This window comes from Acinetobacter lwoffii (assembly GCF_024129435.1).
GTDB lineage: Bacteria > Pseudomonadota > Gammaproteobacteria > Pseudomonadales > Moraxellaceae > Acinetobacter > Acinetobacter lwoffii_F.
This window is the reverse complement of sequence record NZ_JAMXXN010000007.1, coordinates 1-26492: the sequence shown is the minus strand read 5'-3', so window position 1 is coordinate 26492 and position 26492 is coordinate 1. Positions and strand designations below refer to the sequence as shown.

The 26492-nt window shown below is 43.9% G+C and carries 24 protein-coding genes; 12 read left to right on the top strand and 12 right to left on the bottom strand.

Annotation, left to right across the window (positions count from 1 at the left end):
- Nucleotides 1-104 precede the first annotated feature (104 nt).
- The 4 genes from NI455_RS06420 (at nucleotide 105) to NI455_RS06405 (ending at nucleotide 3688) form a co-directional block, all read left to right on the top strand.
- Nucleotides 105-929, top strand: a complete 825-nt coding sequence (locus tag NI455_RS06420; protein WP_005103197.1) for a hypothetical protein — start codon at nucleotides 105-107, stop codon at nucleotides 927-929.
- 44 nt (nucleotides 930-973) lie between these two features.
- Nucleotides 974-1936 carry an RsiV family protein gene (locus tag NI455_RS06415; protein WP_253113141.1) on the top strand — a complete coding sequence of 321 codons (963 nt, stop codon included), beginning with the start codon at nucleotides 974-976 and terminating at the stop codon, nucleotides 1934-1936.
- On the top strand, nucleotides 1933-2754 hold the full coding sequence (locus tag NI455_RS06410) for a TatD family hydrolase (protein ID WP_253113138.1): 822 nt from the start codon (nucleotides 1933-1935) through the stop codon (nucleotides 2752-2754). The genes NI455_RS06415 and NI455_RS06410 overlap by 4 nt, the downstream gene beginning before the upstream one ends.
- A gap of 127 nt (nucleotides 2755-2881) precedes the next feature.
- Nucleotides 2882-3688, top strand: coding sequence for an enoyl-ACP reductase FabI (locus NI455_RS06405; RefSeq protein WP_253113135.1), 807 nt, complete (start codon nucleotides 2882-2884; stop codon nucleotides 3686-3688).
- Between the two features lie 175 nt (nucleotides 3689-3863).
- On the opposite strand, the gene secB is transcribed toward NI455_RS06405, so the two are convergent.
- The 4 genes from secB to rsgA all read right to left on the bottom strand — a co-directional run bounded on the left by secB (nucleotide 3864) and on the right by rsgA (nucleotide 6196).
- Entirely contained in the window at nucleotides 3864-4322 is a 459-nt protein-coding gene (secB, locus tag NI455_RS06400; RefSeq protein WP_004647439.1) for a protein-export chaperone SecB, read from the bottom strand.
- A gap of 38 nt (nucleotides 4323-4360) precedes the next feature.
- On the bottom strand, nucleotides 4361-4615 hold the full coding sequence (gene grxC, locus NI455_RS06395; protein ID WP_004278388.1) for a glutaredoxin 3: 255 nt from the start codon (nucleotides 4613-4615) through the stop codon (nucleotides 4361-4363).
- 21 nt (nucleotides 4616-4636) lie between these two features.
- On the bottom strand, nucleotides 4637-5044 hold the full coding sequence (locus NI455_RS06390; protein WP_004278386.1) for a rhodanese-like domain-containing protein: 408 nt from the start codon (nucleotides 5042-5044) through the stop codon (nucleotides 4637-4639).
- A gap of 93 nt (nucleotides 5045-5137) precedes the next feature.
- Nucleotides 5138-6196, bottom strand: a complete 1059-nt coding sequence (rsgA, locus tag NI455_RS06385; RefSeq protein ID WP_005103207.1) for a ribosome small subunit-dependent GTPase A — start codon at nucleotides 6194-6196, stop codon at nucleotides 5138-5140.
- A 125-nt stretch (nucleotides 6197-6321) separates the two neighbouring features.
- Between rsgA and orn the strand changes: the two genes are divergently transcribed.
- Nucleotides 6322-6879, top strand: a complete 558-nt coding sequence (gene orn / locus NI455_RS06380; RefSeq protein ID WP_004278381.1) for an oligoribonuclease — start codon at nucleotides 6322-6324, stop codon at nucleotides 6877-6879.
- Between the two features lie 41 nt (nucleotides 6880-6920).
- Here orn and NI455_RS06375 read toward each other — a convergent pair whose 3' ends face one another.
- Nucleotides 6921-7166 (bottom strand): hypothetical protein, encoded by a 246-nt coding sequence (locus tag NI455_RS06375; RefSeq protein WP_253113132.1) that lies wholly within the window; start codon nucleotides 7164-7166, stop codon nucleotides 6921-6923.
- Between the two features lie 182 nt (nucleotides 7167-7348).
- Here NI455_RS06375 and NI455_RS06370 point away from each other — a divergent pair, with 182 nt between their 5' ends.
- On the top strand, nucleotides 7349-8119 hold the full coding sequence (locus NI455_RS06370) for a tRNA threonylcarbamoyladenosine dehydratase (protein ID WP_114542006.1): 771 nt from the start codon (nucleotides 7349-7351) through the stop codon (nucleotides 8117-8119).
- A 98-nt stretch (nucleotides 8120-8217) separates the two neighbouring features.
- Complete coding sequence (locus NI455_RS06365) at nucleotides 8218-10053, top strand: tetratricopeptide repeat protein (protein WP_253113130.1); 1836 nt, start codon at nucleotides 8218-8220, stop codon at nucleotides 10051-10053.
- A gap of 68 nt (nucleotides 10054-10121) precedes the next feature.
- Here the strand turns inward: NI455_RS06365 and NI455_RS06360 are convergent, their stop codons facing one another.
- The 7 genes from NI455_RS06360 to NI455_RS06330 all read right to left on the bottom strand — a co-directional run bounded on the left by NI455_RS06360 (nucleotide 10122) and on the right by NI455_RS06330 (nucleotide 19848).
- A complete protein-coding gene (locus NI455_RS06360; protein ID WP_253113128.1) occupies nucleotides 10122-11537 on the bottom strand; it encodes an efflux transporter outer membrane subunit in 1416 nt (471 codons plus the stop codon).
- Between the two features lie 10 nt (nucleotides 11538-11547).
- Nucleotides 11548-13524, bottom strand: coding sequence for a MacB family efflux pump subunit (locus NI455_RS06355; protein WP_005250738.1), 1977 nt, complete (start codon nucleotides 13522-13524; stop codon nucleotides 11548-11550).
- Nucleotides 13525-13526: 2 nt separating this feature from the next.
- Entirely contained in the window at nucleotides 13527-14888 is a 1362-nt protein-coding gene (locus tag NI455_RS06350; protein ID WP_253113126.1) for a MacA family efflux pump subunit, read from the bottom strand.
- 124 nt (nucleotides 14889-15012) lie between these two features.
- The gene (holA, locus tag NI455_RS06345) at nucleotides 15013-15999 is read right to left on the bottom strand and encodes a DNA polymerase III subunit delta (protein WP_253113122.1); all 987 of its coding nucleotides are present in this window, start codon (nucleotides 15997-15999) and stop codon (nucleotides 15013-15015) included.
- A gap of 9 nt (nucleotides 16000-16008) precedes the next feature.
- Nucleotides 16009-16542 carry an LPS-assembly lipoprotein LptE gene (locus NI455_RS06340; RefSeq protein ID WP_243474240.1) on the bottom strand — a complete coding sequence of 178 codons (534 nt, stop codon included), beginning with the start codon at nucleotides 16540-16542 and terminating at the stop codon, nucleotides 16009-16011.
- 207 nt (nucleotides 16543-16749) lie between these two features.
- On the bottom strand, nucleotides 16750-19371 hold the full coding sequence (gene leuS / locus NI455_RS06335) for a leucine--tRNA ligase (RefSeq protein ID WP_253113119.1): 2622 nt from the start codon (nucleotides 19369-19371) through the stop codon (nucleotides 16750-16752).
- A gap of 123 nt (nucleotides 19372-19494) precedes the next feature.
- The gene (locus NI455_RS06330) at nucleotides 19495-19848 is read right to left on the bottom strand and encodes a DUF4124 domain-containing protein (protein ID WP_253113118.1); all 354 of its coding nucleotides are present in this window, start codon (nucleotides 19846-19848) and stop codon (nucleotides 19495-19497) included.
- A gap of 686 nt (nucleotides 19849-20534) precedes the next feature.
- On the opposite strand from NI455_RS06330, the gene NI455_RS06325 reads away from it, so the two are divergent.
- The 5 genes from NI455_RS06325 to NI455_RS06305 all read left to right on the top strand — a co-directional run bounded on the left by NI455_RS06325 (nucleotide 20535) and on the right by NI455_RS06305 (nucleotide 26354).
- On the top strand, nucleotides 20535-22262 hold the full coding sequence (locus NI455_RS06325; RefSeq protein ID WP_253113115.1) for an acetolactate synthase 3 large subunit: 1728 nt from the start codon (nucleotides 20535-20537) through the stop codon (nucleotides 22260-22262).
- Nucleotides 22259-22750, top strand: a complete 492-nt coding sequence (gene ilvN / locus NI455_RS06320; RefSeq protein WP_004278369.1) for an acetolactate synthase small subunit — start codon at nucleotides 22259-22261, stop codon at nucleotides 22748-22750. The genes NI455_RS06325 and ilvN overlap by 4 nt, the downstream gene beginning before the upstream one ends.
- A gap of 106 nt (nucleotides 22751-22856) precedes the next feature.
- Entirely contained in the window at nucleotides 22857-23873 is a 1017-nt protein-coding gene (gene ilvC / locus NI455_RS06315) for a ketol-acid reductoisomerase (protein WP_004278368.1), read from the top strand.
- 229 nt (nucleotides 23874-24102) lie between these two features.
- A complete protein-coding gene (locus NI455_RS06310) occupies nucleotides 24103-24933 on the top strand; it encodes a DUF2971 domain-containing protein (RefSeq protein ID WP_253113113.1) in 831 nt (276 codons plus the stop codon).
- Nucleotides 24934-25832: 899 nt separating this feature from the next.
- Nucleotides 25833-26354: a hypothetical protein gene (locus NI455_RS06305; protein ID WP_005107882.1), complete on the top strand. Its 522-nt coding sequence runs from the start codon at nucleotides 25833-25835 to the stop codon at nucleotides 26352-26354.
- Nucleotides 26355-26492 lie beyond the last annotated feature (138 nt).

The window sequence follows — 26492 nt, the reverse complement described above, 5'->3', positions numbered from 1 at the left end:
CGTTCCGCAGCTAAAGTTTAAAAATATAAAACAGCTTCTCCGGAAGCTGTTTTATTTTATGCTACATTTAAGCAATTAATAACTCGATAGATATAGCAAAGAGAATGAAGCTCAGCAAGGAAGTCGTCCTCGGTTCTGTGATTGGTTTAAGTCTTGTCCTGAGTGGCTGTGATCAAAGCGAAAAAGAGCCTGTTAATACTCCGGAAAATGAGAAAATCACCGCAGCTCAGCAGACCGCAGATGTTTTGCCTTATCTGAATATTCAAGAGCAGCCGGCCAAGATTGCCTTGCCATTTTGTGAAAATAAAAACTGTATCAATCTGGATATTCAGACCTTGCATACGGTTGATCCATGGATGAACCAATGGATTGAAAAGCAGCAGGCCAAAGTGATCCAGGATCAAATCGGCTTGAAACAGGACATGAATTTACAGCAGGCGATCAATGCCTATGTAAAAAAATCGGATGCCTGGCAGGCGCAGCTCAATTTGAACAAGGCTTATGAACTGTCGCTATATACCCGTATTCCTTACCAGCGCAATCAATATGTATTGATGCAGATCGGGGTCGATACTAAACAGGAAAATGTCAGCGTGCATGAGCGCTATTATTTTTTTGTGGCTGATCGCCACCAGCAGAAAATGCTGACCCCACTGGATATTATCGATCCTAAGCAACAGTTATTAATGGATCAGATTATTCAGCAAGCCTATGAGACATGGCTCAAAGAAAATGATCAGCAAGTGCAGCAGAAAGCGCCGAAAAAACTGTATTGGGGACAAGCTGACTGGTTTTTTGATCAGGAGGGTATTGGTCTGCATTTTCGCAGCCATGAAATTAGCAAAGACGCCAAACAACTGGATATTTATTTAACAAAACAACAAACACAACAGGTCTTGAAAGCTGATATCTATCAGCATATGTTTTAAAGCTCATGATCCTGCAAGATTACAGGTTCCAAAAAGGTGAATGAATGCCAAAATACAAGAATATCTTTTATTTATCCATCCTGGCATCAGCGATCTTGCTGAGTGCCTGCCAGCCGAAGAGTAATGAGCCGGAAGACTCAAGTGCTTCCGAGGTGCTACAAGCCGAAGCTGAAGCACTTAAACTCAGCGGCGATACCGAAAAGCTCAAGCTGGCGATTCCAGAATGTGAAGACAAAAGCTGTCCAGAAATCTCGATCGAACGCCTGAATAGTAATCAGAGCTTTATTGATGAATGGATCGACCAGCAGATTCTGCAACAGTTGAAAAGTATCCTGTCTGTGGATGCAATTGAACCGGCAAAAGTGAGCGCTGCCAGCGAAGCAGACGTTGCCGCCTCTGAACCTAAAGCGGCTTTGGCCACAGTGACCACACCGAAACAGCAGCTTGAGCAGCAAACCCAGCCCTATATGCAGACTTTCTTGAATCTGGATAAGGAGCTCAAGGCCCTGAGTGCCAGTCATAGTATTAGCCTGATGATTAAGCCCAAGATTCTGAATTCAGGAGATCCATTGGCGACCGTGGTTCTGAACAGTAGTTACTATTTGGGAGGCGCACACGGCGCATCTGCACAGACTTATTATAATTTTGATCTGGAGCAGAAAAAATTGGTTAAGCTGGATGACATTATTGCGGCCAAACAGAAAGCCCAACTGGAAGCGCGTGCTTATGATGCGTTTAAAAACTGGGTGGTAGAATCCAAGCTGGCCAAAGATGTGGCGGAATATGAGCAGGCCTGGAAGTTCAAACTCACCGATAATTTCTATCTGGCTCAACAAGGTCTGGTCTTGCAATATGCCGAATATGAAATTGGGCCATATGTGGTTGGCTTGCCACGTTTAATGATTCCTTATGAGCAGCTACAAGGTGTACTGAAACCTGAATCTCTGCCTCAAACTGAAAAAGCTGCCTCTGAGGCACAGCCAGCATCTGCTGCAAAAGCCAAATGACCTTAAAACTGTTTGATACGCATACCCATTTTGATGTTCCCGATTTTGATCCTGATCGGGAACAGTTGGCGTATGCGGCCAAAGCGGCAGGTGTCGAGCATCTGGTTCTAATTGGTTTTTTACAAAACCGTTTTCAAGATTTGTTAAGGACCCATCACTTCATCAATGATCTGGAAAATGCCCCGCAAAGCCATTTGGCACCCGGCTTGCATCCGTTTTATATTGAACAGCATCAGGCTGAACATCTATACGATTTGGAACGGCTGCTCAAAACTGAACCATGCATTGCCATTGGCGAAATCGGTCTGGATACCTTTTTAAAACAGCACAAACAGGCGGAAATTTTTCAGAAGCAAAAAGATTTTTTTGCTGCACAGCTTGAACTGGCACAGCAATTTGATAAGCCGGTTTTGCTGCATATCCGCAAATCGCATGCGGAGGTTTTGCAGATTTTAAAACAGCAGCAGTTTAAACAGGGCGGCATTGCGCATGCCTTTGGTGGTGGGATTGAGGAAGCCAAGGCTTTTATCAAGCTGGGATTCAAACTGGGCATCACCGGGCAAATCACCAATCTAAATGCCAAAAAACTTCATCAAGTGGTGCAGTATGTCGGACCAGAACATTTGGTATTGGAAACTGACTGTCCGGATATGACGCCACTCTGTTGTCAAAGCTCGACCGAGCAACGTACCCGAAATACACCTGCAAATTTACCTTATGTGCTGCAAGGACTGGCAAAGAGCCTGCATATGCACAAAGAGGAACTGGCTGAACAGCTCTGGCAAAATACTCATCAGGCCCTGCATCTGACCATTTAAGTTAATACTCTTAACTCAGTCTTAAATTCCCAGTTCATCATAAATCGAAAAAAAGGTGCATTATGCAATTTCTAAAATGCTTCAGACTTGGCATCATGCCATATACATTCTTTTAGGTGAGATTCACATGGCACAAGGACTTTTGGCGGGTAAGCGCTTCTTGATCGCGGGCATTGCGAGTAAATTATCGATTGCTTTTGGTATTGCTCAAGCATTGCATCGTGAAGGTGCTGAATTGGCTTTTACTTATCCAAATGAAAAGCTGAAAAAGCGGGTAGATGACTTTGCTGAACAGTTTGGTTCGAAACTGGTTTTTCCTTGTGATGTGGCAGTAGATGCTGAAATTGATCAGGCATTTGCTGAATTGGCGAAACACTGGGATGGTCTGGACGGCGTGGTGCATTCTATCGGTTTTGCACCGGCACATACGCTGGATGGTGACTTCACTGATATTACCGACCGTGAAGGTTTTAATATCGCACATGACATCAGTGCCTATAGCTTTATTGCCATGGCACGTGCGGCAAAACCTTTGCTGCAAATCCGTCAAGGCTGTTTGCTGACATTGACCTATCAAGGTTCTGAGCGTGTAATGCCAAACTATAACGTGATGGGTATGGCCAAAGCATCCCTGGAAGCAGGCGTACGTTATTTGGCGTCTAGCTTGGGTCAGGAAGGTATTCGTGTGAACGCGATCTCTGCGGGTCCAATCCGTACCTTGGCAGCTTCAGGTATTAAATCATTCCGTAAAATGCTTGACCTGAATGAGAAAGTTGCGCCACTGAAACGTAATGTGACAATTGAAGATGTTGGTAATGCCGCATTATTCCTGTGCTCGCCATGGGCTAACGGAATTACTGGTGAAATCCTGTATGTTGATGCCGGCTTTAACACTGTTGGGATGAGCGCTGATTTGATGGCGGATGCGGAATAAATCCTATAAGTTCTCTCTCCCTCAGGGAGAGAGTGAGAGAGAGGGGAATGACTTTTTCCTCTGAGTGAGGAAATGATTAAAATCCCCCTCATTCCCCCTTTGATAAAGGGGGAGGCCACTCAAGGCAATAAAAAAGACCGCATAAGCGGTCTTTTTTAGATTTGAAGGACAGCGATTAAGCTTGACCATCCACAGCAGCGGCTTGCGCACGTTGCATATTGGCTTCAAATTCAGCATCGAAGTTGATTGGAGTCAGTAGCAATTGTGGGAAGCTACCTTTAGTCACCATATCATTCACTGCTTCACGTAGGAACGGGAACAGGATGTTCGGACAGTATGCACCCAGGATATATGGAAGACGCTCTTCTTCAACGCCATCTACTAGGAAAATACCGGCTTGAGTCACATCAACGATAAACGCGGTATCACCTTCGTTGGTTGCTTGAACCACGACTTTCAAAGCTACTTCAAAATGAGTTTCATCAATTTTTTCTGCAGAAGAAGAAAGGTTGATGTTTAACTCAGGTTGCCATTGCTTGGTAAAAACTTGCGCCCCAGGAACTTCAAAAGAAATATCTTTGGTGTAAATACGCTCTAATGCCAATTGTGGTTGAGCTTGTTGTTCTTCACTCATTTTTTGATCCTTAATATGAAGTGATAATTTTAGTAAGGTTAAGCCAGCAATTCATCAAGTTTGCCTTCACGCTCTAAAGCATAAAGTTGGTCAAAACCACCGATGAACTGATCATTAATAAAAATTTGTGGCACGGTACGGTGATTGGTACGCTGCATCAATTCAAGACGTACTTCAGGCGCTTCTTGAGACAAGTTAATCTCTTTATATGCCACACCCTTACGTTCCAGTAGCTGTTTTGCACGCACGCAATAAGGACATACAGTCGTCGAGTAAATAGTAACTTCAGCCATGATCAATCTCCTGTTCGTGGATTATTTGCTTTTCACCAAAGGTAAACCTTGAGCTTTCCAGTTGCTGACGCCGCCATCAAGACGGTAGGCATCGGCATGACCGACCTGCTGTAGCGCAGTACCAGCCACCTGTCCAAGGTTACAAATGAACACCAAAGGGCGATCAGATGCTTTCAGCTCTTCAACATGTTTTGTAATCTGGCTATATGGAATATTACGGCTGCCGCTGATATGACCTTCACGGAAGTCTTTTGCATCGCGTAAATCAATCAGCATGGCATTTTTTGCTTTGACTAAAATTCCCAGCGATTGCGGAGAAATTTTGCGACCGTTACGTTGACCTTCGATAATGAAGAACAAAACCACTAATACCGCGAGTGTTCCAAATAAGAAGGGGTGATTCCCCATAAACTCGAACCAACGTTCCACAATTCACCTAATTACAATTTTAAAATTGCCAAGAGTATAGCTCATAAATATGGTGATCAAAATCACCGCTTCAAGGGCCAAGGGTTAAGAAAATTAATTTTTTTGCTGTGCTTCAGTGATTTCGTCGATTAAACGTAAATAGCTGTCCAGTCGGCGCGGTAAAATTTCACCTGCGGCCGCAGCCTGACGCAAAGCACATTGTTTTTCATGCTTATGGGTACAGTTACGGAACTGACAATGGCCGAGCAGGTTTTCAATTTCAGGAAAGCCGCTTTGTACCTTATCTAAAGTCAGGTGCCACAGGCCAAATTCACGAATTCCCGGAGAATCAATCAGGGCCGCACCTTCACCAAAACCGATCAAGCGCGTTGACGTCGTGGTGTGCTGACCGAGTGCCGAGTTCTCGGAAATGATATTGGTTTTCTGTGCGGCATCCGGCACGATGGCATTAATCAGCGTGCTTTTACCCACACCCGATTGACCGACGAAAGCCACCGTTTCATTTTCCAGACGATTAGACAGTGCAGTCAGGTCGCCATCGGACTGGGTCTGCATCACCTCATAGCCGAGGTCTTGATATTCTTGCAGCAGAGTCAGAATCGGATCGTTTTCTTTCAATAAATCGGCTTTATTCATCACCAGCAATGCAGGAATGTCGGCATCGGCACAGGCCACCAGATAACGGTCGATCAGACCCGGCGCTGGTTCAGGCAATGGTGCAAACACAATTACAATCAGTGAAATATTGGCCGCTACCGGCTTAACCTTGTGATAGCGATCCGGGCGGGTCAATAACGATTTGCGCGGATGAATCGCGGTAATAATTCCTAAACCGGTATTCGGATCGGCTTGCCATTTGACCCGGTCACCTGTTACCAATAAATCCAGATTGGTCCGGGTATGACAGCGCCAGACGCTGTCCAGTTCAATCTCTTTCCAGAAAGGTTCAGGCTCACCATCGGCGACCACAGGTTTTTCAGGGTGAATGTCAGGGCGAGACAAAGCTTGCACTTCAAGTTGGCGGCCATAATGTTGCACCACTAAACCTTCAAGATCACTGGAGGTATCGAGATCTTCTTGACGTGTTTTCTGTTGTTTCTGAATGCGGCGCTGTTGTTGCTCTGTCAGACGACGCTTACGTATTAAGGCCATTCATATCCTAAAAAAACCGGGTAAATCAGATGGCAAAAATAGCATGAAGCAGCCCCTGAATGACACCCAAGATGTAATTAATTTGCTACTATAGTTGTTTTTAAACCCAATAAGATTGCACATTTATGAGCAGCACCGCTGATACCCGCCTGATTTGGATTGACCTTGAAATGACAGGTCTAGACACAGACAATGATCAAATTATTGAAATTGCAACAATTGTAACCGATGACAATTTGAATATTTTGGCAGAAGGTCCTGTGCTTGCGGTACATCAGCCTGCACGTCTGTTAAATGCCATGGATGAGTGGAACACTCGCCAGCATGGCCAGTCTGGTCTGATTGAACGTGTACGTCGCAGTAAACTGACCGCTCAGGATGCCGAACAGCAAACTATTGAATTCCTGAAAAAATGGGTCAATCCAAAATCTTCACCGATGTGTGGTAACTCGATCTGTCAGGATCGCCGTTTCTTGCACCGCCTGATGCCTGAACTGGAGCAGTATTTCCATTACCGTAATCTGGATGTCTCTTCAGTGAAAGAGCTGGCCAAACGCTGGCGCCCGGAAATCATGAGTGGCCTCAAGAAAAATGCCTCGCATCTGGCCATGGATGACATTCGTGATTCGATTGCGGAACTGAAATACTATCGTCAATATTTCTTTATTATGAATAAAGACTAATTCCGATAGATGAAAAAGAGGCGAAAGCCTCTTTTTTTATTTTACTGAACTGGATTTTTTCTAGTGTAAAACTGCTCCATGCTTTCAAAGCCTACCCACAAGAGTAATAACACGATCAGATGATTCTGTGTTTCATAACGATCAAAAATAACCAAGCCAAATAATCCTAAAGTCATTAAGCGAATGAGAATGCTGAGATAATAATTTTTGTTCTTTTGGCTGATCAGAACATAAAAATAAAGCCCGACACAAAGTATGTTCAAACTCAAAAGGGTGTTAAATAGCATGACATTTCACTCCTTTTAGCCAAATGACATAGAATTAATTTGTTGATATTTTAATCAATCGCGAGTCGGTTGTCGCTCTCATCCAATCTGAATGTCATTTAAATCGATCAAAAATTTAGTGGCGGTAAAGAAAAGCGGATTTTGCTAAAATGATCGGGTATTTTTATTGCTATAGATGACCTATGACCGACCTGCTTCAAGATGATGAATATGACCGCCGTTTTGCTGGTGTTGCCAAAATTTATGGAGAAGACAGCTTTAACCATTATGAAAAAAGTCATGTGATGGTGATTGGTATCGGGGGCGTAGGTTCATGGGCGGTAGAAGCACTGGCACGTAGTGGTGTGGGCGAGCTGACCTTGGTTGATATGGATGTGGTGGCGGCTTCTAATATTAACCGTCAGTTACCTGCCATGAGTACCACCTTGGGTCATGAAAAAATTGAAGTCATGGCCGAGCGTTGCCGCGCAATTAATCCACGAATTAAAATTAATCTGATTGATGATTACCTGACGCCTGAAAATATCAAAGAAACTTTAGCAGGTGATCCAGATTTAATCCTCGACTGTATTGACGATGTCAAAGCCAAATTTGCTCTGATGCTACATTGTCGCTTTAACAAGATTCCTTTAATTGTATCGGGCGGGGCAGGGGGTAAACTGGACCCGCTGAAAATTCGGGTCGCCGATTTATCTAAAACCGAACAGGATCCGATGCTGGCCAAATTACGTGCCCAGTTACGCAGCAAAGGCATCTGCAAAAAGCCCAAAGAAAAATTCGGCATTACTTGTGTCTATTCCATCGATAATCCATTCTCCAGTGCCGATGTCTGCGCCAGTGCCGGCTTGCGCTGTGGTGGTTATGGCTCTGCCGTGGTGGTGACTTCGAGCTTTGCCATGGTCGCTGTAGCAGAAGGCTTGAAAAAACTCGATAATAAAAGAGCAAAAGCCTGATTTAAAAAATAAAAAGCACAATCTATGTGCTTTTTTTAAACTGACGTTTAGAATGAAAGGATTCATTCGCAGAACAAAAATAATGTTTTGGAGCAGCTATGTGGTTCTTGCTGGTACTGATTTTAGGGATAGGGGCGTTGGCGATCTGGATGTGGAAACGTCCGGATCCGGTGAAACGTGATCAGGCGAAGGCTGTACAACATGATTTATGGATTGAGCAGATCGATGCTCAACTGAAACATGCAGCACGTTTGAGTTCAGATCCGGAACATCCGAATTATGAACGTGCCTATCAGATTTATCAGGGACTGGCTGAGCAACAGGAAATTCCACAAGCCTATGTAGGTATGGGCCTGATGCATCTGCAAGGTCTGGGACATGCGCAAAATACGGAAACAGCCATCAGTTATCTCGATAAAGCCTTTCATCTGGGCAGTGATGACGCGGCTTATTATCTGGGGCAGATTCATGAGGAGCAACGCTATCAAATGGCTGACCCGGAAAAGGCGCTGTACTGGTACCGACATGCCGTAGCCCGTGGCAATCTGGATGCCCAGTACCGCATCACTGAACTTTCTTCCACTACAGAAACAAATCCAGAAGAGAAGAACGCTGAACAGCAGCGCTTGGCCTTACTCATTCAAAATGCCGGGCAGGGACATAGCAATTCGCAGTATCAACTGGCGCAGTATTATTTAACAGATTCAGCGGCTCAAGATTTGGTTCAGGGAATTCATTATCTGTTTTTAGCTGCGCAGCAAGATCATCTGGCTGCCAATCAGCAGATCGCCGATGATTATGCGCGTGGACAGAGGCTGCCCCAAGACCAGACTCAAGCCCTGCAATTTATTAAACGCTGTATCAGTCTTGGTGATCAAAAAGGTCTCTATGATTATTATGCTGGCGTACTGCAAGGCCGTATCGATACCGACCAGCGTCAGCGCGTGTTCCAGCATTTGATGCAGCAGTCCAAAGAACATGCCGATGCGCATTCCAAGACTTTAATTGGACTGGCTTATTTTCATGGCTGGTATGTTGATAAAAATGAAACCATGGCATTTCGTTACTGGGCGGAAGCGGCCAACAGTCAGCATGCGCCTGCCTTATGTATGATTGCTGCGCTGTATTTTGAACAGCACCTGGTGGCCAACGAACCGCAAAAAGCATTTGAGTTATATCAGGCTGCCTATCAGCTTAGTCCTGACGATGTGTCTGCACGGATGGGGCTGGCACTGTGTTATTTAAATGGTGTCGGTACAGTAAAAGACATTGCCAAAGCCACACAAATGATTCAGAACGCGGCACAGCAGTATTGGCAGATTGAAGCTCAATCTGAAGCGGATTTAATTTATAGCGTTGGCCGGTTTTATAGTCTGGTTGAATACCCTTTACCGACACGCGACAAAGCTATCCAGTACCTGAATCAGGCGGTTGCAAAAGGTTCGAAAGAGGCGGCATGGTTCCTGTACCAAGCTCTGTCAGGCATTTATCCTGTGTTTATCAATAATGCAGAGCTGGCCAATCGCTATCTGCATCAGGCTGCGCAATTGGGTCATGCCCAGGCACAAGCAGAATTGGGCTTGAAGTATCTTCAAGGGCAACAGATTGCGCAGGATATTGCCTTAGGCTTGAGCTATCTGCAAAAAGCAGCCGCTCAGCAGAATGGTGTGGCGCTAAATGCTCTGGGTGAATCCTATGAGCAAGGTCAAGGTGTTGAGAGTAATATTGAGCAAGCCGTACAGTATTATCAGCAGGCGGCAGCGCAGGTGAATGCAGATGCCTATAGTCATCTTGGACGTTTATATACCAAAGGCATTGGCGTGGCGCGTGATATCGGGATTGCACGGGACTGGCTGGAAAAAGGCAGTTTGCTCGGACATGAGCGATCAAGTGAATTATTGAAAAATGTGAATGCGTATTTGCAAATGAAATAAACTGACTCAAATCATATGAACTAAAAAAACCGCTGTTTGGCAGCGGTTTTTTTATGGATTAAGCTTTGTTAAGGCAACTGTTTAATCGGGCTACCACCCAATGCCTGCATCAAGGTGACATAGGCATTGTATTGGTTCTGTCGAGTTTGCACCAAGGACAGCCGTGCATTGCGCGTGGTTTCCTGTGCATCCAGCAGGTTTTTCAAGGCTACTGCACCATTACGATAACGCACTTCAGTCAAGCGTTCAGTTCTTTCTGCCAGCTCAACATTCCGTTGCTGCAAAGTCACCTGCTTAGTGAGCTCAGTACGATTCGACAAGGCATTTTCCACATCAGCAAAGGCTTCATACATGGTCTGGCGATACTGGATAATGGCTTTTTCATATTCCAGCTCATTGACTTGCAGATCACGTTTCATGTCATTCCATTGCAGGAAAGGCAAAGTCAGACCAGCACCTAAAGTTACAACCGGATTTTTCAGGGCATTCGAGAGGGAAGTACTGCTGCCAATACCGGTGGTCAGATTACCGGTCAAACTAATGGATGGATAGTAGCTGGCTTTGTTGGCATCTTTATTGGCTAGTGCCTTACGCAAGCGCAGTTCAGTCGCTCGAAGGTCAGGGCGACGTGACAACAAACTCGCCGGTAAGTCAGCCTGAATACTCGGCAATTGAATATTCGGTAAACGGCTTGGCTCTTGAATCGCGAGCTGTTGAACCGGCATGTGCAGCAATACCGCGAGTCCGGTACGTGTTTCCACACGTTGCTGTTCAATCTGGCTTAAAGTCGCCTGTTGACTTTGAATTGCCTGTTCCGCCTGGGTTAAATCCAGACCGGATACTGCGCCGGCACGATATTGCACCCGCACCAGATCATAGGTTTTTTGCGCGGTCGCCAGATTTTGCTGTACCACACTATAACGTTCATTCAGATAAGCCAGTTGCCAGTACAATTGTGCCGTGGTGCCAATCAGGCTTTGTGCGGTTGCCTGCAAGTCTTCTTCAGAGGCCAGTGCTTCCCAGCGAGCGGCTTCGGTCTGATTGGCCAGCTTGCCAAACAGATCCAGCTCATAGCTTAAACCTGGATAATTAATCCCAAAACCAGATGAACTATCACCATCCTCTAAATCAAAACTTCTACGTGTTGTCAGTCCGGCATCACTAATACGCACCCCTTGCTGGCTTTGCGTTTGTCTGGCTTGAATGCGGGCCTGTTGTAAACTGATGCCGGCCACTGCCAGATCGGTATTCTGCGCCAGCACCTCATTTACCAAACTATTTAATTGTGGATCTTTAAACAAAGTCCACCATTGATCTGCCAGAATATCGGCATGAATCTGCTGACTAAGCACCTTATTGTTTTGAAAGCTGCCCGGCATATTAAGCGCAGGCTGTTCATAGGGCGTTTTTACCACTGCGGCACAACCGACCAGCGAGCTTCCCAGCAACAGGGCACTGGCAAGCTTGGTTAAATTCATTTGCATATCAGGTTCCTTATTCGCGAGAAAGCGCATCGACTGGATTCAGACGAGCAGCATTACGTGCCGGGATAAAGCCAAACACAATCCCGATCAGACTTGAGCAGACAAAGGCAGCTACAATCGAAGTGGTTGAATATGCCATCTGGAACGTACCACCGGCAAAATGGGTAATCAGCTGACCAATTCCGAGGGAAAGCAGTACACCCAAAATACCACCCAAGATACAGACCAGAACGGCTTCAATCAGGAACTGTTGCAAAATATCACTTTGACGTGCACCCACTGCCATACGCACCCCAATTTCCTGAGTACGTTCAGTCACTGAAACCAGCATGATATTCATTACCCCAATCCCGCCGACCACCAGTGAAATCACAGCAATTGCTGAAATCAAAAGGGTCATGGTGGCTGTGGTTTGCTGAATGGTTTCACGGATACTGTCGGCATTCTGGGTAAACACATCCTGCGCACCATGTCGCTGTACCAGCAAATTCAAAATTGCATTTTCAGCCGCCGCACTTGGGTATTCATCCTTAATCCGCACAATGATGCTACGCACATTGGATTGCCCCAGCATACGGCTCATCACGGTGGAATAAGGCAGATAGACATTCAGGCTGTCATTATTGCCCATCATGCCTTTTTGCGCGTCGATCACCCCGATAATCCGGCTCGGTACGCTCCCGAGTAAAATTACCTGACCCACCGGATTGGTGCCATCCTTAAAGAATGTGTTTTTGGTATTGGTGTCAATGACGACATCTTGTGCCTGTTGCATGACACTACTGCGGTCAAAAGGCTGACCGGACTGGAAGGTCATGCCACGCACATAGAAGAAATCCTCACTGACGCCGTTGACCGTGGTTGAAGCTTCGATTTCTTTATAACGGCCGGTGACACTGCTATTCACCGATGGGCTAACGCCATCGACATACGGTTGTTCAGCCAGCGCATCGGCATCGGCCGGAATCAGGGTTTTGGACTGTGAAGATCTGGAATTATCCCCAAAGCCTCGACCCTGAAATACGGTAATGGTATTGGTCCCCAGACTGCTGATATTTTCCAGAATCTGCTTTTGTGAGCCATTACCAAGTGCCACCACCGAGACCACCGAAGCAATACCGATAATGATTCCGAGCATGGTCAAGAAAGTCCGCATGCGATGTGCATTCATGGCCAGCAAGGCCATACGGAAAGCTTCACCGAGACGGTCAACTGCAGAACGCCATGAAGAAATCTTCTTTTGTTCACTGCGGATTAGCGGCTGTTTTTCCAGATGCTCTTCGACTTCAGGAATATTGGGCTGATCGGAAATAATATTGCCGTCCGAGATCTCGATAATCCGCGTCGCATTTTTCGCTACATTATGATCATGCGTGACCAGAATGATGGTATGACCTTTGGCATTCAGTTCACGCAAAATGCGCATCACTTCAATACCGCTGTTCTTGTCCAATGCACCGGTCGGTTCATCCGCCAAAATCACATCACCGCCATTCATTAGCGCACGGGCAATCGAGACACGTTGCTGCTGACCACCAGAGAGCTGGCTGGGACGGTTCTGGGTTTTTTCACCCAGACCCAGATCGGTCAGAATCTTGACGGCTCGCGCATGTCGTTCAGATGAATCTGCACCGGCATAAATCGCAGGAACTTCGACATTGCCTGCTGCGTTTAAATCACCCAATAAATGATAACGCTGGAAAATAAAGCCGAAATATTCACGGCGTAATTGCGCCAGTTCATCCGCTTCCAGTTCGCGGGTTTCACGGCCTTTAACCTTATAGCTACCGGTAGTTGGTTTGTCCAGACAACCCAGAATGTTCATCAGGGTCGATTTACCGGAACCGGACTGGCCGACAATCGCTACCAGTTCACCCGGATAAATCTCCAGATTCACCCCTTTTAAAATCTGGACCGTGCTTTCACCCGCAGGGAATTCACGAACCAGATTTTTCACCTCGAGGAGAGGCTGTTGTTGTGAATTCATGCTTACATTCTCATTGGGCCACGGCTATTGCCACCGCGTTTTGCTGCATCATTGGAGGTATCAGAACCATCGGCAATCACCACCTGATCACCACGTTTTAAACCTTTCAGCACTTGCGCAGTCGCGCGGTTATTCAAACCGATTAATACAGGGGTTGGTTTTGCAGTACCATCGGCTTGCAAGACACGAACCATGCCACGCTGTGCTTTACCTTGCTCAATCAGCGCAAGTTCTGCTTCAGACAGGTTTAGACGCGCTGGACGTTCACCGGCAGGGCGGTTGCCTTGAGCCGATTCAGCTTCAGAACGTGATGCCGGGCCGCCTTCACCGCGAGAACCCTCACCACGCGCTTCACCACGATTGGCACGTGGCGGACGGTTTGAACCTTGAATGGCTGCAGCAGGAATGGTCAGTACATTTTTGGCTTCATCCAGCACGATGTAAACTTGCGCCGTCATATCAATACGCAATTTTCCATCTTCATTCGGGACATCGAACAATGCGTTGTAATAAACCGCAGAACTTGACGATGAGCTTGATGTATTGCTATCGGTATTAATTGAATTGGGTGCAGGCTCAACTTGACGCAGTTTGGCGTAAATCTTTTTCTCGTTATTGCCTAAGGTAGTGAAATAAACCGTTTGACCTTCTTCAACTTTCATGACATCTGCTTCAGAAATTTCAGCTTTAATGGTCATGGTGTCCAGTTTTGCCAGTTTCACAATAGTCGGCGCACTCTGGTTGGCGTTTACAGTCTGACCTTCTTCGGTCACAATCGCCACAATCGTGCCATCCATCGGCGCCACAATCTGGGTGTAACCAAGATCTTCTTTGGCAGTCGCCAGCGTCAAACGCGACTGTTCAATCTGTGCATTGATGGCGGTGATATCCGCTTGCGCCGTTTTATAGTTCGCAAATGCCGATTCCAGCTCTGAGCGAGAAGTGGCATCCTGTGCATACATGGCTTTCTGACGGTTGTATTCAGCTTCAACTTTAGCCAAATTCGCCTGTCTTACTGCAAGTTGTGCCATCTGATTTTTAATGCTGGCTTCAGCGGTTTTTAAATCATTTTCCTGACGAACGGAGTCAATCCGCGCAATCAGCTGACCTTGCTTGACCTGATCGCCCAGTTCTACATACATTTTTCTGACCTGACCCGAAACCTGCGCCCCCACGCTGACCATCTTGGTCGCTTCCAGAATACCAGTTGCCAGTACAGAGCTTTCGATATCGCCCTGGGTGACTTCAGCCGTAATATATTGCGGAGGCTGTTCTTTGGGTTTGAGGAAGTACCACCCCGCAGCGATGAGCGCAATGGCAATCACGGCGGCCATAATCAATTTCGTCGGTTTTATTTTTGGCATGATCAATATCGGTTCAAAATCAGAGAATTGTGAACGATTATAAAAGCGAAATTAGGATAAATCGTGTATTTTTTTAAACTAATAGGAATGATTATTATTTTATTTTTCGAATTTTGACAAAGACTTAGTGAAATAGGGGCTTGCCACAGATACTGGAAATCGCCTGTAGTACCAAATGCTCCGGATTTTCATGTCCGAGTCCTTTAATTGAGGCATCAATTCTTAATAATAACCCCGGCCAGGCCAGAAAAGTCTGTGGGCTGAGACGGCGCAAGGCTTGTTGATATAACCCGACTTTGGTTTTCCATATCCCCATTTGCAAGGCATTTTGCGGTTGTTCAAACAGCTGCATCAACAGACGCATTTCCTTGCTGAGACTCCATAAAATCAGGCTCATCGGTTCGCCTGAAGCGACCAGATACTGAAAAATCTTGATCGACTGGGAAAGATTGCCTTGTAGCAGGGCATCGCTCAAATCATAGTTGCTATAACGTGACTGATCTTGTAAACAGGCATATAAATGATCAACCTGAATGATATCGACTTCAGCAAAAGTATCGCTAACCCGCATCAGGCTGTTCTTTGCCGCAAGCAAGTTATGCTCATGATGTTGTTCCAGCCATTGCCAGGCATCGTTGGCTAAACGAATGCCGAGTTTTTCAGCTTCAATGCCCAGAATCTGCTGCCGGTCTTTCGGATAATTGGCCACCAGCGAAACATTTACGCCATTGGCATCAATCAGCTGAAAGAAACTGGATTTCAGGCTATTACTGTCCTGTTTGGGCATCACCACCAACAGCAGGTTTTGTTCATTATGCTGCAAATAGTTTTTCAGTAATTTGATCGCGCTGGCATCCGGTTTGATATTGCCGTGTACTTCAATCGCCAATTGCGTTGAAAACAGCGACAAACTGTTCAAGGCATTAAAGACAGTTTTCCAGTCGGCGACCGAACTAATGTCATAGCGTTGACGTTCGATGTCCTGCTTTTGCCAGCTGGCACGAAAGGCATCAATTAAATTCTGTTCCAGCAAAGGCTCTTGACCATGCAAGACCCAAGCACCGCGAGCTTCATCGACACGTTTCAGGGCTTGTAGATAATCAAGTTTCATAAAGAGGTCTTATTGAGCAGGTTGCGCTGAGGTATTTTGTTTGGCTAAGGGTAAGCGGTTCGATGAAATCTGACGTGCAATCTGCTGCGCCACATCATCAATAATGACCTGATTCAGATATTTTTGTTCCTGATCATCGGTGTTAACCGTTTCAATATCATATTGATACGTACGTGTTGCCACGACAGTGCGTGGTTCAGTGATCGGATTGCCTTGTGCATCTTCAATCCGGAAAGTCACGTTTAAACGTAATAAGGTTTCAACCAGTTTACCGTTCAGTTCCAGACGGCGAGGAGTGTAATCCAGGACACGTAACACATAAGCTTTAGGTGCATTACTTAGCTGTACGCCTGCAGCACCGAGGTAAACTGCCAGTTTCTCTTGCAGTTCTTCAGTGTTGGGCGGTAAAGACAGGCTCATGACAGAGTAAGCAACAGGTGCGGAGCTCGGATTGGTTCCTTTCAGGTGAAAACCACAGCCGACTAAGCCTGCACTCAGACCACAAGTTAAAACAATTGCTGCTAAATGTTTGCCCAAATGCATGTGTTGCCCTCTATGCTTCCCGAAGGGGAATATTTGAAATCCTGAACTGGATTGTAAAGTCAAAGCCCGTTGGCTGGCAACGGGCTTTGTTTGGGAATTGTGAAATCCTTCAGAAAGTTCCTTCTCCCTCTGGGAGAAGGTTAGGATGAGGGGTTATATATTTACCTCTCCCTAGCCCTCTCCTGAGAGGAGAGGGAACTTAAGGATTTAAACCACCAAATTCACTAATTTATTCGGTACCACAATTTCTTTCTTGGTTGGACCCGTCAAGAATTGCTGAACTTCAGGCAATGCTTTGGCTTGAGCCAAGATGTCATCTTTAGAGGCATCTACAGATACTTCTAACTTGCCACGAAGCTTACCGTTGACTTGAACCACGATGGTTTGCGTATTACGTGTCAGCGCAGATTCATCTACCGCAGGGAATAAAGTTGAATTCAATTCAATCCCAAATTCAGCCAATAAAGTCTGGCTTAAATGCGGTGCAAATGGTGCAAGTAAAGTTAACAGCGTGGTAATCGATTCACGTGCGACAGCAACGTCATTGTCATCTTGAGCTTCAAATTTGTTGTTAGCATTTAAAAGTTCCATCAATGCAGCAATGGCAGTGTTAAATGCATGACGACGTTCAATATCATCACCGACTTTTTGGATGGTTTCGTGTGTCTTACGACGCAAGTCTTGTGCAGCCGTAGACAGTGCCGCTTTGTCGATGTTTGATGCACCGTTACCTTTTTCAAGGAAGCCTGTTGCTAAACGCCATACACGTTTCAGGAAGCGGTTTGCACCCTCAACACCGGCATCAGACCATTCAAGTGATTGATCAGGTGGAGCCGCGAACATCATGAACACACGTGCCGTATCTGCGCCGTACTGGTCAATAATCGATTGTGGGTCGATACCGTTATTTTTCGATTTCGACATTTTTTCCTGACCACCAACCACAACTTCCTGGCCATCTTCTTTATATTTTGCAGAAAGCACACGGCCTTTTTCGTCTTTTTCAAGTTCGATATCTGCCGGGTTAAACCAGGTTTTCTTGCCAGATTCAGCTTCACGATAGAAGGTATCTGCAAGCACCATCCCTTGCGTTAACAAGTTAGTGAATGGTTCATTGCCTTGTACCACGCCTTCATCACGCATCAATTTGTGGAAGAAGCGTGCATAAAGCAAATGCAGAATCGCGTGTTCAACACCACCGATGTATTGGTTCACAGGAAGCCAGGTTTGACCTGCTTCAGGTTTCACCATGCCACCCGTAAAGTCTGGAGATGCATAACGTGCATAGTACCAAGACGATTCTACGAATGTATCAAGCGTATCTGTTTCACGACGTGCGTCGCCACCACAGCTTGGACAAGTCGTTTCATAGAACTCAGGCATTTTGTTCAGTGGGTTACCTGAACCATCTGGAACAACGTCAGTCGGAAGAACCACAGGAAGCTGCTCTTCAGGTACTGGCACTTGACCACATGATGGACAGTTAATCATTGGAATTGGACAACCCCAATAACGCTGACGGGAAACCCCCCAGTCACGTAGACGGAATTGAACTTTAGAACTTGCTAGGCCTGTTGGTTCTAATTTGGCAAGGAATGCATCGTATGCACCTTGGAAATCTAGACCGTCAAATTCGGCTGAATTGACCAGTTTACCTTCTTTCGAGCCATACCATTCTTGCCATTGAGTCGCATCAAAGTCAGCATCATCTGCGCCTTTAGCATCAATCACTTGCTTGATGGTCAAGCCATATTTATTGGCAAATTCGAAGTCACGTTCATCGTGTGATGGAACTGCCATCACTGCACCTGAACCATAAGACATCAATACATAGTTGGCGATCCAAACCGGAACTTCTTCGCCAGTCACAGGATGCTTCACAGAAAGACCGGTTGCCATGCCTTTCTTCTCGGCAGTCGCAAGATCCGCTTCTGCCACAGAACCCATACGGCATTCTTCAATGAATGCAGCCAATTCTGGGTTTGTTTCAGCCGCTTTCAGCGCCATCGGGTGTTCTGCTGCAACTGCAACATAGGTCACGCCCATCAAGGTATCGGCACGGGTAGTAAATACCGTTAAACCATCTGCATACACGTCAGGATTTGCTGAAGGGAAAGTGATGTCCATCCCTTGTGAGCGGCCAATCCAGTTACGCTGCATGGTCAACACTTGTTGTGGCCAGCCATCTTTAAGCGTGTCTAAATCGTCAAGTAACTCTTGCGCATAATCAGTGATGCGGAAGTAGTACATTGGAATATCACGCTTTTCTACCAATGCACCTGAACGCCAGCCACGACCATTTTCAACCTGTTCGTTGGCAAGAACAGTCTGATCGACCGGATCCCAGTTCACGGTTGAAAGCTTACGGTAGATCAAGCCTTTTTTATAAAGCTGAACAAATAGCCATTGTTCCCAACGATAGTATTCAGGGGTACAGGTCGCAAATTCACGATCCCAATCTACGGCTAGACCGAGTTTTTTCAACTGGTCACGCATGTAAGCAATATTTTCAAATGTCCATTTTGCCGGTGCAACCTGGTGTGCAATCGCTGCGTTTTCAGCAGGCAGACCGAAAGCATCCCAACCCATCGGTTGCAGGACAGTTTCACCTTTTAAGCGATGGAAACGGCTGATCACGTCACCAATCGTATAGTTACGCACATGACCCATATGTAGCTTGCCACTTGGGTAAGGGAACATCGAGAGAATATAACGACGTGGACCTTCTACTTTGTCGGCAACTTTAAAGGCTTTGCGATATTCCCAATCCTGTTGGACTTGAGGCTCAATCGCACTGGCTTGATATTCGGAATCAATGTGAGTAGTCATAAACGTATCAGTGAATTACGGTGAAAAAAGTCTGTTGCACAGCATAGCGCAAAATGCACCTAAAAGTGAATTTTGCGCCGGCATTTCCCGAAGAAAAAACACGCTGTTCTATATAGAGGTGTCTTATAAAGCAACTGCACGATTTTTAGATTGCTGCAAGGCTTCGTTGGCTTCACGTTGTTGCTGGTCCTGATTCGCAGGAACTTGAGGGGCTTGTTGCTGTTGTTCTTGAGGTGTGTTCTCGGTTTGAACTTCAGTTTCAGCTGTTCTTGGAGATGCCGGTGCTGAATTTTTCCAGCCATAAGTATCCACTGTGGTGGCTTTTTTCGCAGATTTTGGTGGTGGCGTCTTGGTATAATGCGTGACACCTTTCGCATCGACCCATTTATGATACTGGATCGCGGAAGCGCTGGTGCTACAGATGCTCAAAACAACTACGCAACTCAAACTGAAGGCGGTTAAAAAAGATATTTTCATTGTTCTTGGACCTCGGCTTGCTAGGCATGGAATACTGCAATGATTGTAGTGATATTTTCAGTAAAAATGATGGATTTTTATCTGCTTTATTCAAAGCGAGCTGCTTAAATAAGCTCAATCTAGCGTAGAAGAAATCAGAGACAAATCTTCATATACAAAATTTATTGATAAACAATTTCCTTTCATTTGATAAAAATTCATTCATTTTTTTTATATAAGACATATTAAAAATTTATAAAATTAAGCCATTAACTCTATGAATTTTATTGGATTAGATGAATAGGAAAGACAGTAAATGCATGGCTATAAGCTGATATTGCTGTTAAAAACAGCAGATCTAGGCGCTATAAGCGTAGATTGTCTGTTTTTTAAACTTGACTTTAAAGCCTGAAAACACAAGAATGCTGCAATAGTTTTATATGCCTTAGATCGATCACCCTTCGACTAAGTGTCATTTCATGCAATGGGCGATTTCTCTAGCCGAGAAATTGAACAAAGCTAAGCAAAATATGTTTATCCCAACATGTTTTAGATCCCGTATTGCTCGAACAGCGAAGAGATCAGATTTTTTTCCTATTGCTTTGAAAACTATGAAATTTGTGTGCTATAACAGTGCAGACAGTTAACAAATGAAACACTGCAAATGCCTCCCATTTGTGCAGTGAATAATATTAGGGTGAATCACGTTGGAACTTCTATCTGGTGGTGAAATGCTTGTTCGCGCATTAGCGGACGAAGGCGTTGAACATGTTTTTGGATACCCAGGCGGCGCAGTTCTTCATATTTATGATGCGCTATTTCAACAAGACAGAATCAATCATTATCTCGTACGTCACGAACAGGCTGCCGGTCACATGGCCGATGCTTACTCACGCGTGACAGGCAAGACCGGTGTTGTGCTAGTGACTTCAGGTCCGGGTGCAACCAACACGGTAACGCCAATTGCAACGGCCTATATGGACTCAATCCCGATGGTGATTTTGTCAGGTCAGGTTGCGAGTCATCTGATTGGTGAAGATGCATTCCAGGAAACCGATATGGTCGGTATTTCACGTCCAATCGTGAAACATAGTTTCCAGGTGCGTCATGCCAGCGAAATTCCTGCAATTATCAAAAAAGCCTTTTATATTGCGTCTTCAGGTCGTCCAGGTCCTGTAGTGATTGATATTCCAAAGGATGCGACCAATCCTGCAGAGAAATTTGCTTACGAATACCCAGAAAAAGTGAAGATGCGTTCGTATCAGCCACCGTTCCGTGGTCACTCAGGTCAAATTCGTAAAGCGATTGAAGAACTGATCCATGCTAAACGCCCAGTTATTTACTCAGGCGGTGGTGTGGTTCAAGGCAATGCTTCAGCACAATTGACAGAGCTTGCGCATCTATTGGGTTATCCAGTGACCAATACCTTGATGGGTCTTGGCGCATTCCCGGGTGATGATGAACAGTTCATCGGTATGTTGGGTATGCACGGTACTTATGAAGCTAACATGACCATGCACAATGCAGATGTAATTCTGTGTGTGGGTGCGCGTTTCGATGACCGTGTGACCAACAATCCTGCAAAATTCTGTCCAAATGCTAAAGTCATTCATATAGATATCGACCCAGCGACAATCTCAAAAACCATTATGGCGCACATTCCAATTGTCGGTGCTGTAGAGCCTGTACTGAATGAGATGTTGAACCAGTTGAAACAGCTTAAGGTTTCTAAGCCAAATCCTGAAGCGATTGCGGCATGGTGGAAACAGATCAATGAATGGCGCAAGGTTCATGGCGGTCGTTTTGAAGCGGGTGTTGATGGCGTGATGAAGCCACAACAAGTGGTTCAGGCATTGGATAAAGTGACCAATGGCGAAGCGATCATTACTTCTGATGTCGGTCAGCATCAGATGTTTGGTGCGATGTATTACAAATACAAACGTCCACGTCAATGGATCAACTCAGGTGGTCTAGGCACCATGGGTGTAGGCTTGCCGTATGCAATGGCTGCGAAGCTTGCATACCCGGAACAGCAAGTGGTGTGTATCACCGGTGAAGCATCGATTCAGATGTGTATCCAGGAACTGTCGACCTGTAAGCAATATGGCCTGAATGTAAAAATCCTGTGCCTGAATAACCAGTCTTTAGGGATGGTGAAGCAGTGGCAAGATATGAACTATGAAGGACGTCATTCAAGTTCTTATGTAGATTCATTGCCTGATTTTGCCAAACTGATGGAAGCCTATGGTCATGTCGGTATTCAGATTAATCATGCCGATGAGCTAGAGTCGAAGCTTGCAGAAGCGATGGCGATTAACGACAAGTGCGTATTTATTAACGTTATGGTAGATCGTACCGAGCACGTTTATCCGATGTTGATTGCGGGTCAGTCGATGCAGGATATGTGGTTGGCTAAAGGGGAGCGCACGAAATGAGACATATTATCTCTGTACTCGTAGAAAACGAATCAGGCGCGCTTTCCCGTTTAGTGGGTTTGTTCTCACAGCGTGGCTACAATATCGAAACATTGAATGTTGCTCCGACTGAAGATCCAACGCTTTCACGTTTGACATTGACCACTTATGGTGATGATCACAAGATTGAGCAAATTACCAAACAGCTTAACAAGTTGGTTGAAGTGGTGAAAGTGGTTGACCTGTCTGAAGGTGCACATATTGAGCGTGAATTGATGCTGATTAAAGTCAAAGCATTGGGTTCATCGCGTGACGAAATCAAACGTACGGCAGATATTTTCCGTGGTCAGATTGTCGATGTAACACCAACGACCTATACCATTCAAATCGCGGGTACCACTGAAAAAGTGGATGCATTTATTGATGCACTTGCTGAACACACGATTTTAGAAGTCGTACGTTCAGGTGTATCAGGTATCGCACGCGGCGAAAAAGTACTCACCATCTAAATTTTAAGTATTTTCTCATCTGAACAAGAAGAGGGTATCAGGCAATGTAAATTTAAGGGTCATTGCCTGATTTAACGGACAAACAAGCATTTAAGCGGAGACAGCAATGCAAATTTTTTACGATAAAGACTGTGACTTATCTATCATCCAATCTAAGAAAGTAGCGATCATTGGTTACGGTTCACAAGGCCACGCGCATGCGCTTAACCTGAAAGATTCTGGCGTTGACGTAACTGTAGGTTTACGTGCGAACTCTGCTTCTTGGAAGAAAGCTGAAAATTCAGGTCTTAAAGTTGCTGAAGTTCCTGCTGCTGTAGCACAAGCTGACGTAGTGATGATTTTGACTCCAGATGAGTTCCAATCTCAACTTTACCGTGACGTAATTGAGCCAAACATCAAGCAAGGCGCGACTTTAGCATTTGCTCATGGTTTCTCGATTCTTTATAACCAAGTTGTTCCACGTGCTGACTTAGACGTAATCATGGTTGCGCCTAAAGCTCCTGGTCACACAGTACGTTCTGAATACCAACGTGGTTCAGGTGTTCCTGATCTTATCGCGATTCACCAAGACGCTTCTGGTAATGCGCGTAACGTTGCTCTTTCTTACGCTTCAGGCGTAGGTGGCGGCCGTACAGGTATCATCGAAACTTCATTCCGTGAAGAAACTGAAACTGACCTTTTCGGTGAGCAAGCAGTTCTTTGTGGTGGTGCTGTAGAATTGGTTAAAATGGGCTTCGAAACTCTGGTTGAAGCTGGTTATGCTCCAGAAATGGCGTATTTCGAATGTCTACACGAACTTAAATTGATCGTTGACTTAATGTTCGAAGGCGGTATCGCGGACATGAACTACTCAGTGTCAAACAACGCTGAATACGGCGAATATGTAACGGGTACTGAAGTAATCAACGAACAGTCTCGTGAAGCAATGCGTAATGCGCTTAAACGTATTCAATCTGGCGAATACGCGAAGATGTTTATTCAAGAAGGTGCGTTGAACTACCCATCTATGACTGCTCGTCGTCGTCAAAATGCGGCTCACGGTATCGAAGTTACTGGTAACAAGTTACGTGCGATGATGCCTTGGATCCAAGCGAACAAAATTGTAGATAAAGAGAAAAACTAATTTCTCGAATCAATTGATTTGAATGCGAAAACCCACTTAATTTGAGTGGGTTTTTTATTTCTATGTTTACGTGCCTGAAAAAATGGGAAAGCAGTGCTTTCCCATTTTTTTCATATCTTGGAGCCAAGCAAACAAAATCGTTGATAAATAGAAAAACTAATCTCTTGATTGGCTGATTTTTATGCTATAAAAGCCCTGCGAAAGCGGGGTTTTTTATTGGATAAGAATAATGATTTTATATAAATATATGAGCTTTGATGATGCTCTTTTAACCTTAAATAATCGGACATTAGCTTTTTCGCATTTAGAGGATTTTAATGATCCGTTCGAATGTACAACATTAGGCTTGTATGATCATGTAATTTCAAAGCGAAATTCTAATGAGGTTTTGCAGCAGAAGTTTTCCAGAAAGTATTTAATTACATGTTTAACTAAACAGCCATTAAATCCATTGATGTGGGCACATTATGCAGATAGCCATAATGGTGTAGTAATTGGAATTGACGTAAATAAAGCTGGATTGAATGATGCTGATAAATTCATTATTACAGCAGACTGTGGTTCAGTCACATATTTAAGTGAAGAGCCGAAAAACTTAAATCGATGTACTGTTGAATTTTTGAATAATGTTGAAAATTTAACTTGGGGAAAAGATAAAGAAATATTGAAACAAGCGCTACTTAATAAAATGCATTTTTGGAAGTATGAAGAAGAGGTAAGAATTGTGAAAAAAATTTCACCTTATATTTCTACCTATCATATACCACGTCAACGAAAGTATAATTTTGATGGTCAAGTATGGCAGAAAATTACACCAGGATTTAAACCAATTTATATATTGGAAATAAATCCTGATGCCTTTGTTGATGTAACATTTGGATTAGGTTCATACCGGAAATTAAGACGTTCACAAGAAAAAGAAACTAATACTTGGAATCTTGATAATATAGAAAAATTAGATCGGTTATATAACCTTTGTAGAAGTTTGAGTTTACCTGTATTTAAAGTAGATAAAGATTATGATAGGTGGGATCTTACACGTAAAAATATTGATATTTAAAAATATTAAGTAATAATATTGGTTTTAAAGCATAGTATGTGTTCTAAATTTCCACTTCATTTTTCTTTTCAAAAAATGAAGTATAGCCAGCGTAAAAACTCATTCTTATTGATCATGTCCACACTCAATTTTTTATTATTTGATTTGTATAAATCAGTTATTGAACTGTAATTGTACGACCTCTAAAAAAAATCAATTAAAAAATATTGAAATAAACATCACTAAACTTATTTTTACCTTGAGGTCAATCAAAAAAATATTTATTAGAATATAAATTTTGAAATTAAATTTTTAAATATTAAAATTATTGATAAATTAAATTAATAGTAATTAAAATTTAATAATATTATAAAATTAATTATTTACTTTGTTACATTTTTATACTCTAGGTTCAATATATGCTTTGTGTTGTTTGATTGTAATTGTTTGTTTAGCTAAAAAATATTAAACTTTTATGATGCTGTAAAAATAACTATAAAAAATAAAAAAAATAATTTTTTTAAAGGGTAGTATCTGGAAATTGTAAGCATTTGTAAGATTTATTTCCAATTTAAATTGAGTAATTTGAAAAAATAATTATATCAATGTCTTGTGGGTACTTTTATCTATTAAATGAAGTGTAGTGAAAGTATGGAATGCTTATAATTTTAAATGGATTGTATTTGTAATAATTTATATATAAGTCTAAGTGCTTATAAAATAAATAAATATATAGATAGATAATTTTATAAAAATATAGGCGGCTATATTGTGAATATTAAAGCTTTGTACGCTAATGAAAATAATCGCACTAATATGAGTCTGCGCTTAGAAAAATAGCTCTGAATTCTAAGAGTTGGGATATAAGCGTTAAAAATAAAAGAAAAATATATTCTTTTAAAAAAGAAATGGAGAAAAACATGAAAAAAATGACTCAAGCCACATTGGCAGCACTCGTACTGGGTTTTGGTTTTAGTTCAACAGCTCTATACGCAGCAGAAACAAACCGAGGTGGTCCTCCACAACAGGGTCCAAATAAACCTCATAAACCAGGCAAACATGGATGTGGAGACAAATGTGACGGAAAAATTGACATTGTTTTGGAAGTTCCAAGACATTGTGATTTAGATGTTGAGACACCTCGATTAACACTTGCACAAACCACGGGAGGTAATTGGAGCGATGCGGGCTTCTTTAATGTCAGCACAAATGCCCCTTATCGATTAAATATTAATCCACTAAATACTTTGCGCAATGGTGAGAACTCTGTACCTGTAGTTGTGACTACTACACGTGGTGGAAAAGCTTATTATGGCACTCAGTCAAGTACCAAAGGACAAGCTCATCGTTGGGATGTCGCAGCTACAGTAGCTGGTAGTGCGGTTGAAGCAGCTGATGCTGGTACTTATCGTGGTGTATATAACGTAGAAGTGCGATTCTAATAATAAGAAATTTTTTATATAACATTTTGAATAAGTAGGAGATGTACGGCTTTGTTGCATAAAGGTTTGAAAGGCTGAGTTCCCTTAAGCTACTCAAATTTAAGAGACAACTTGGGTATGAGGGCGACCTAATTCTGT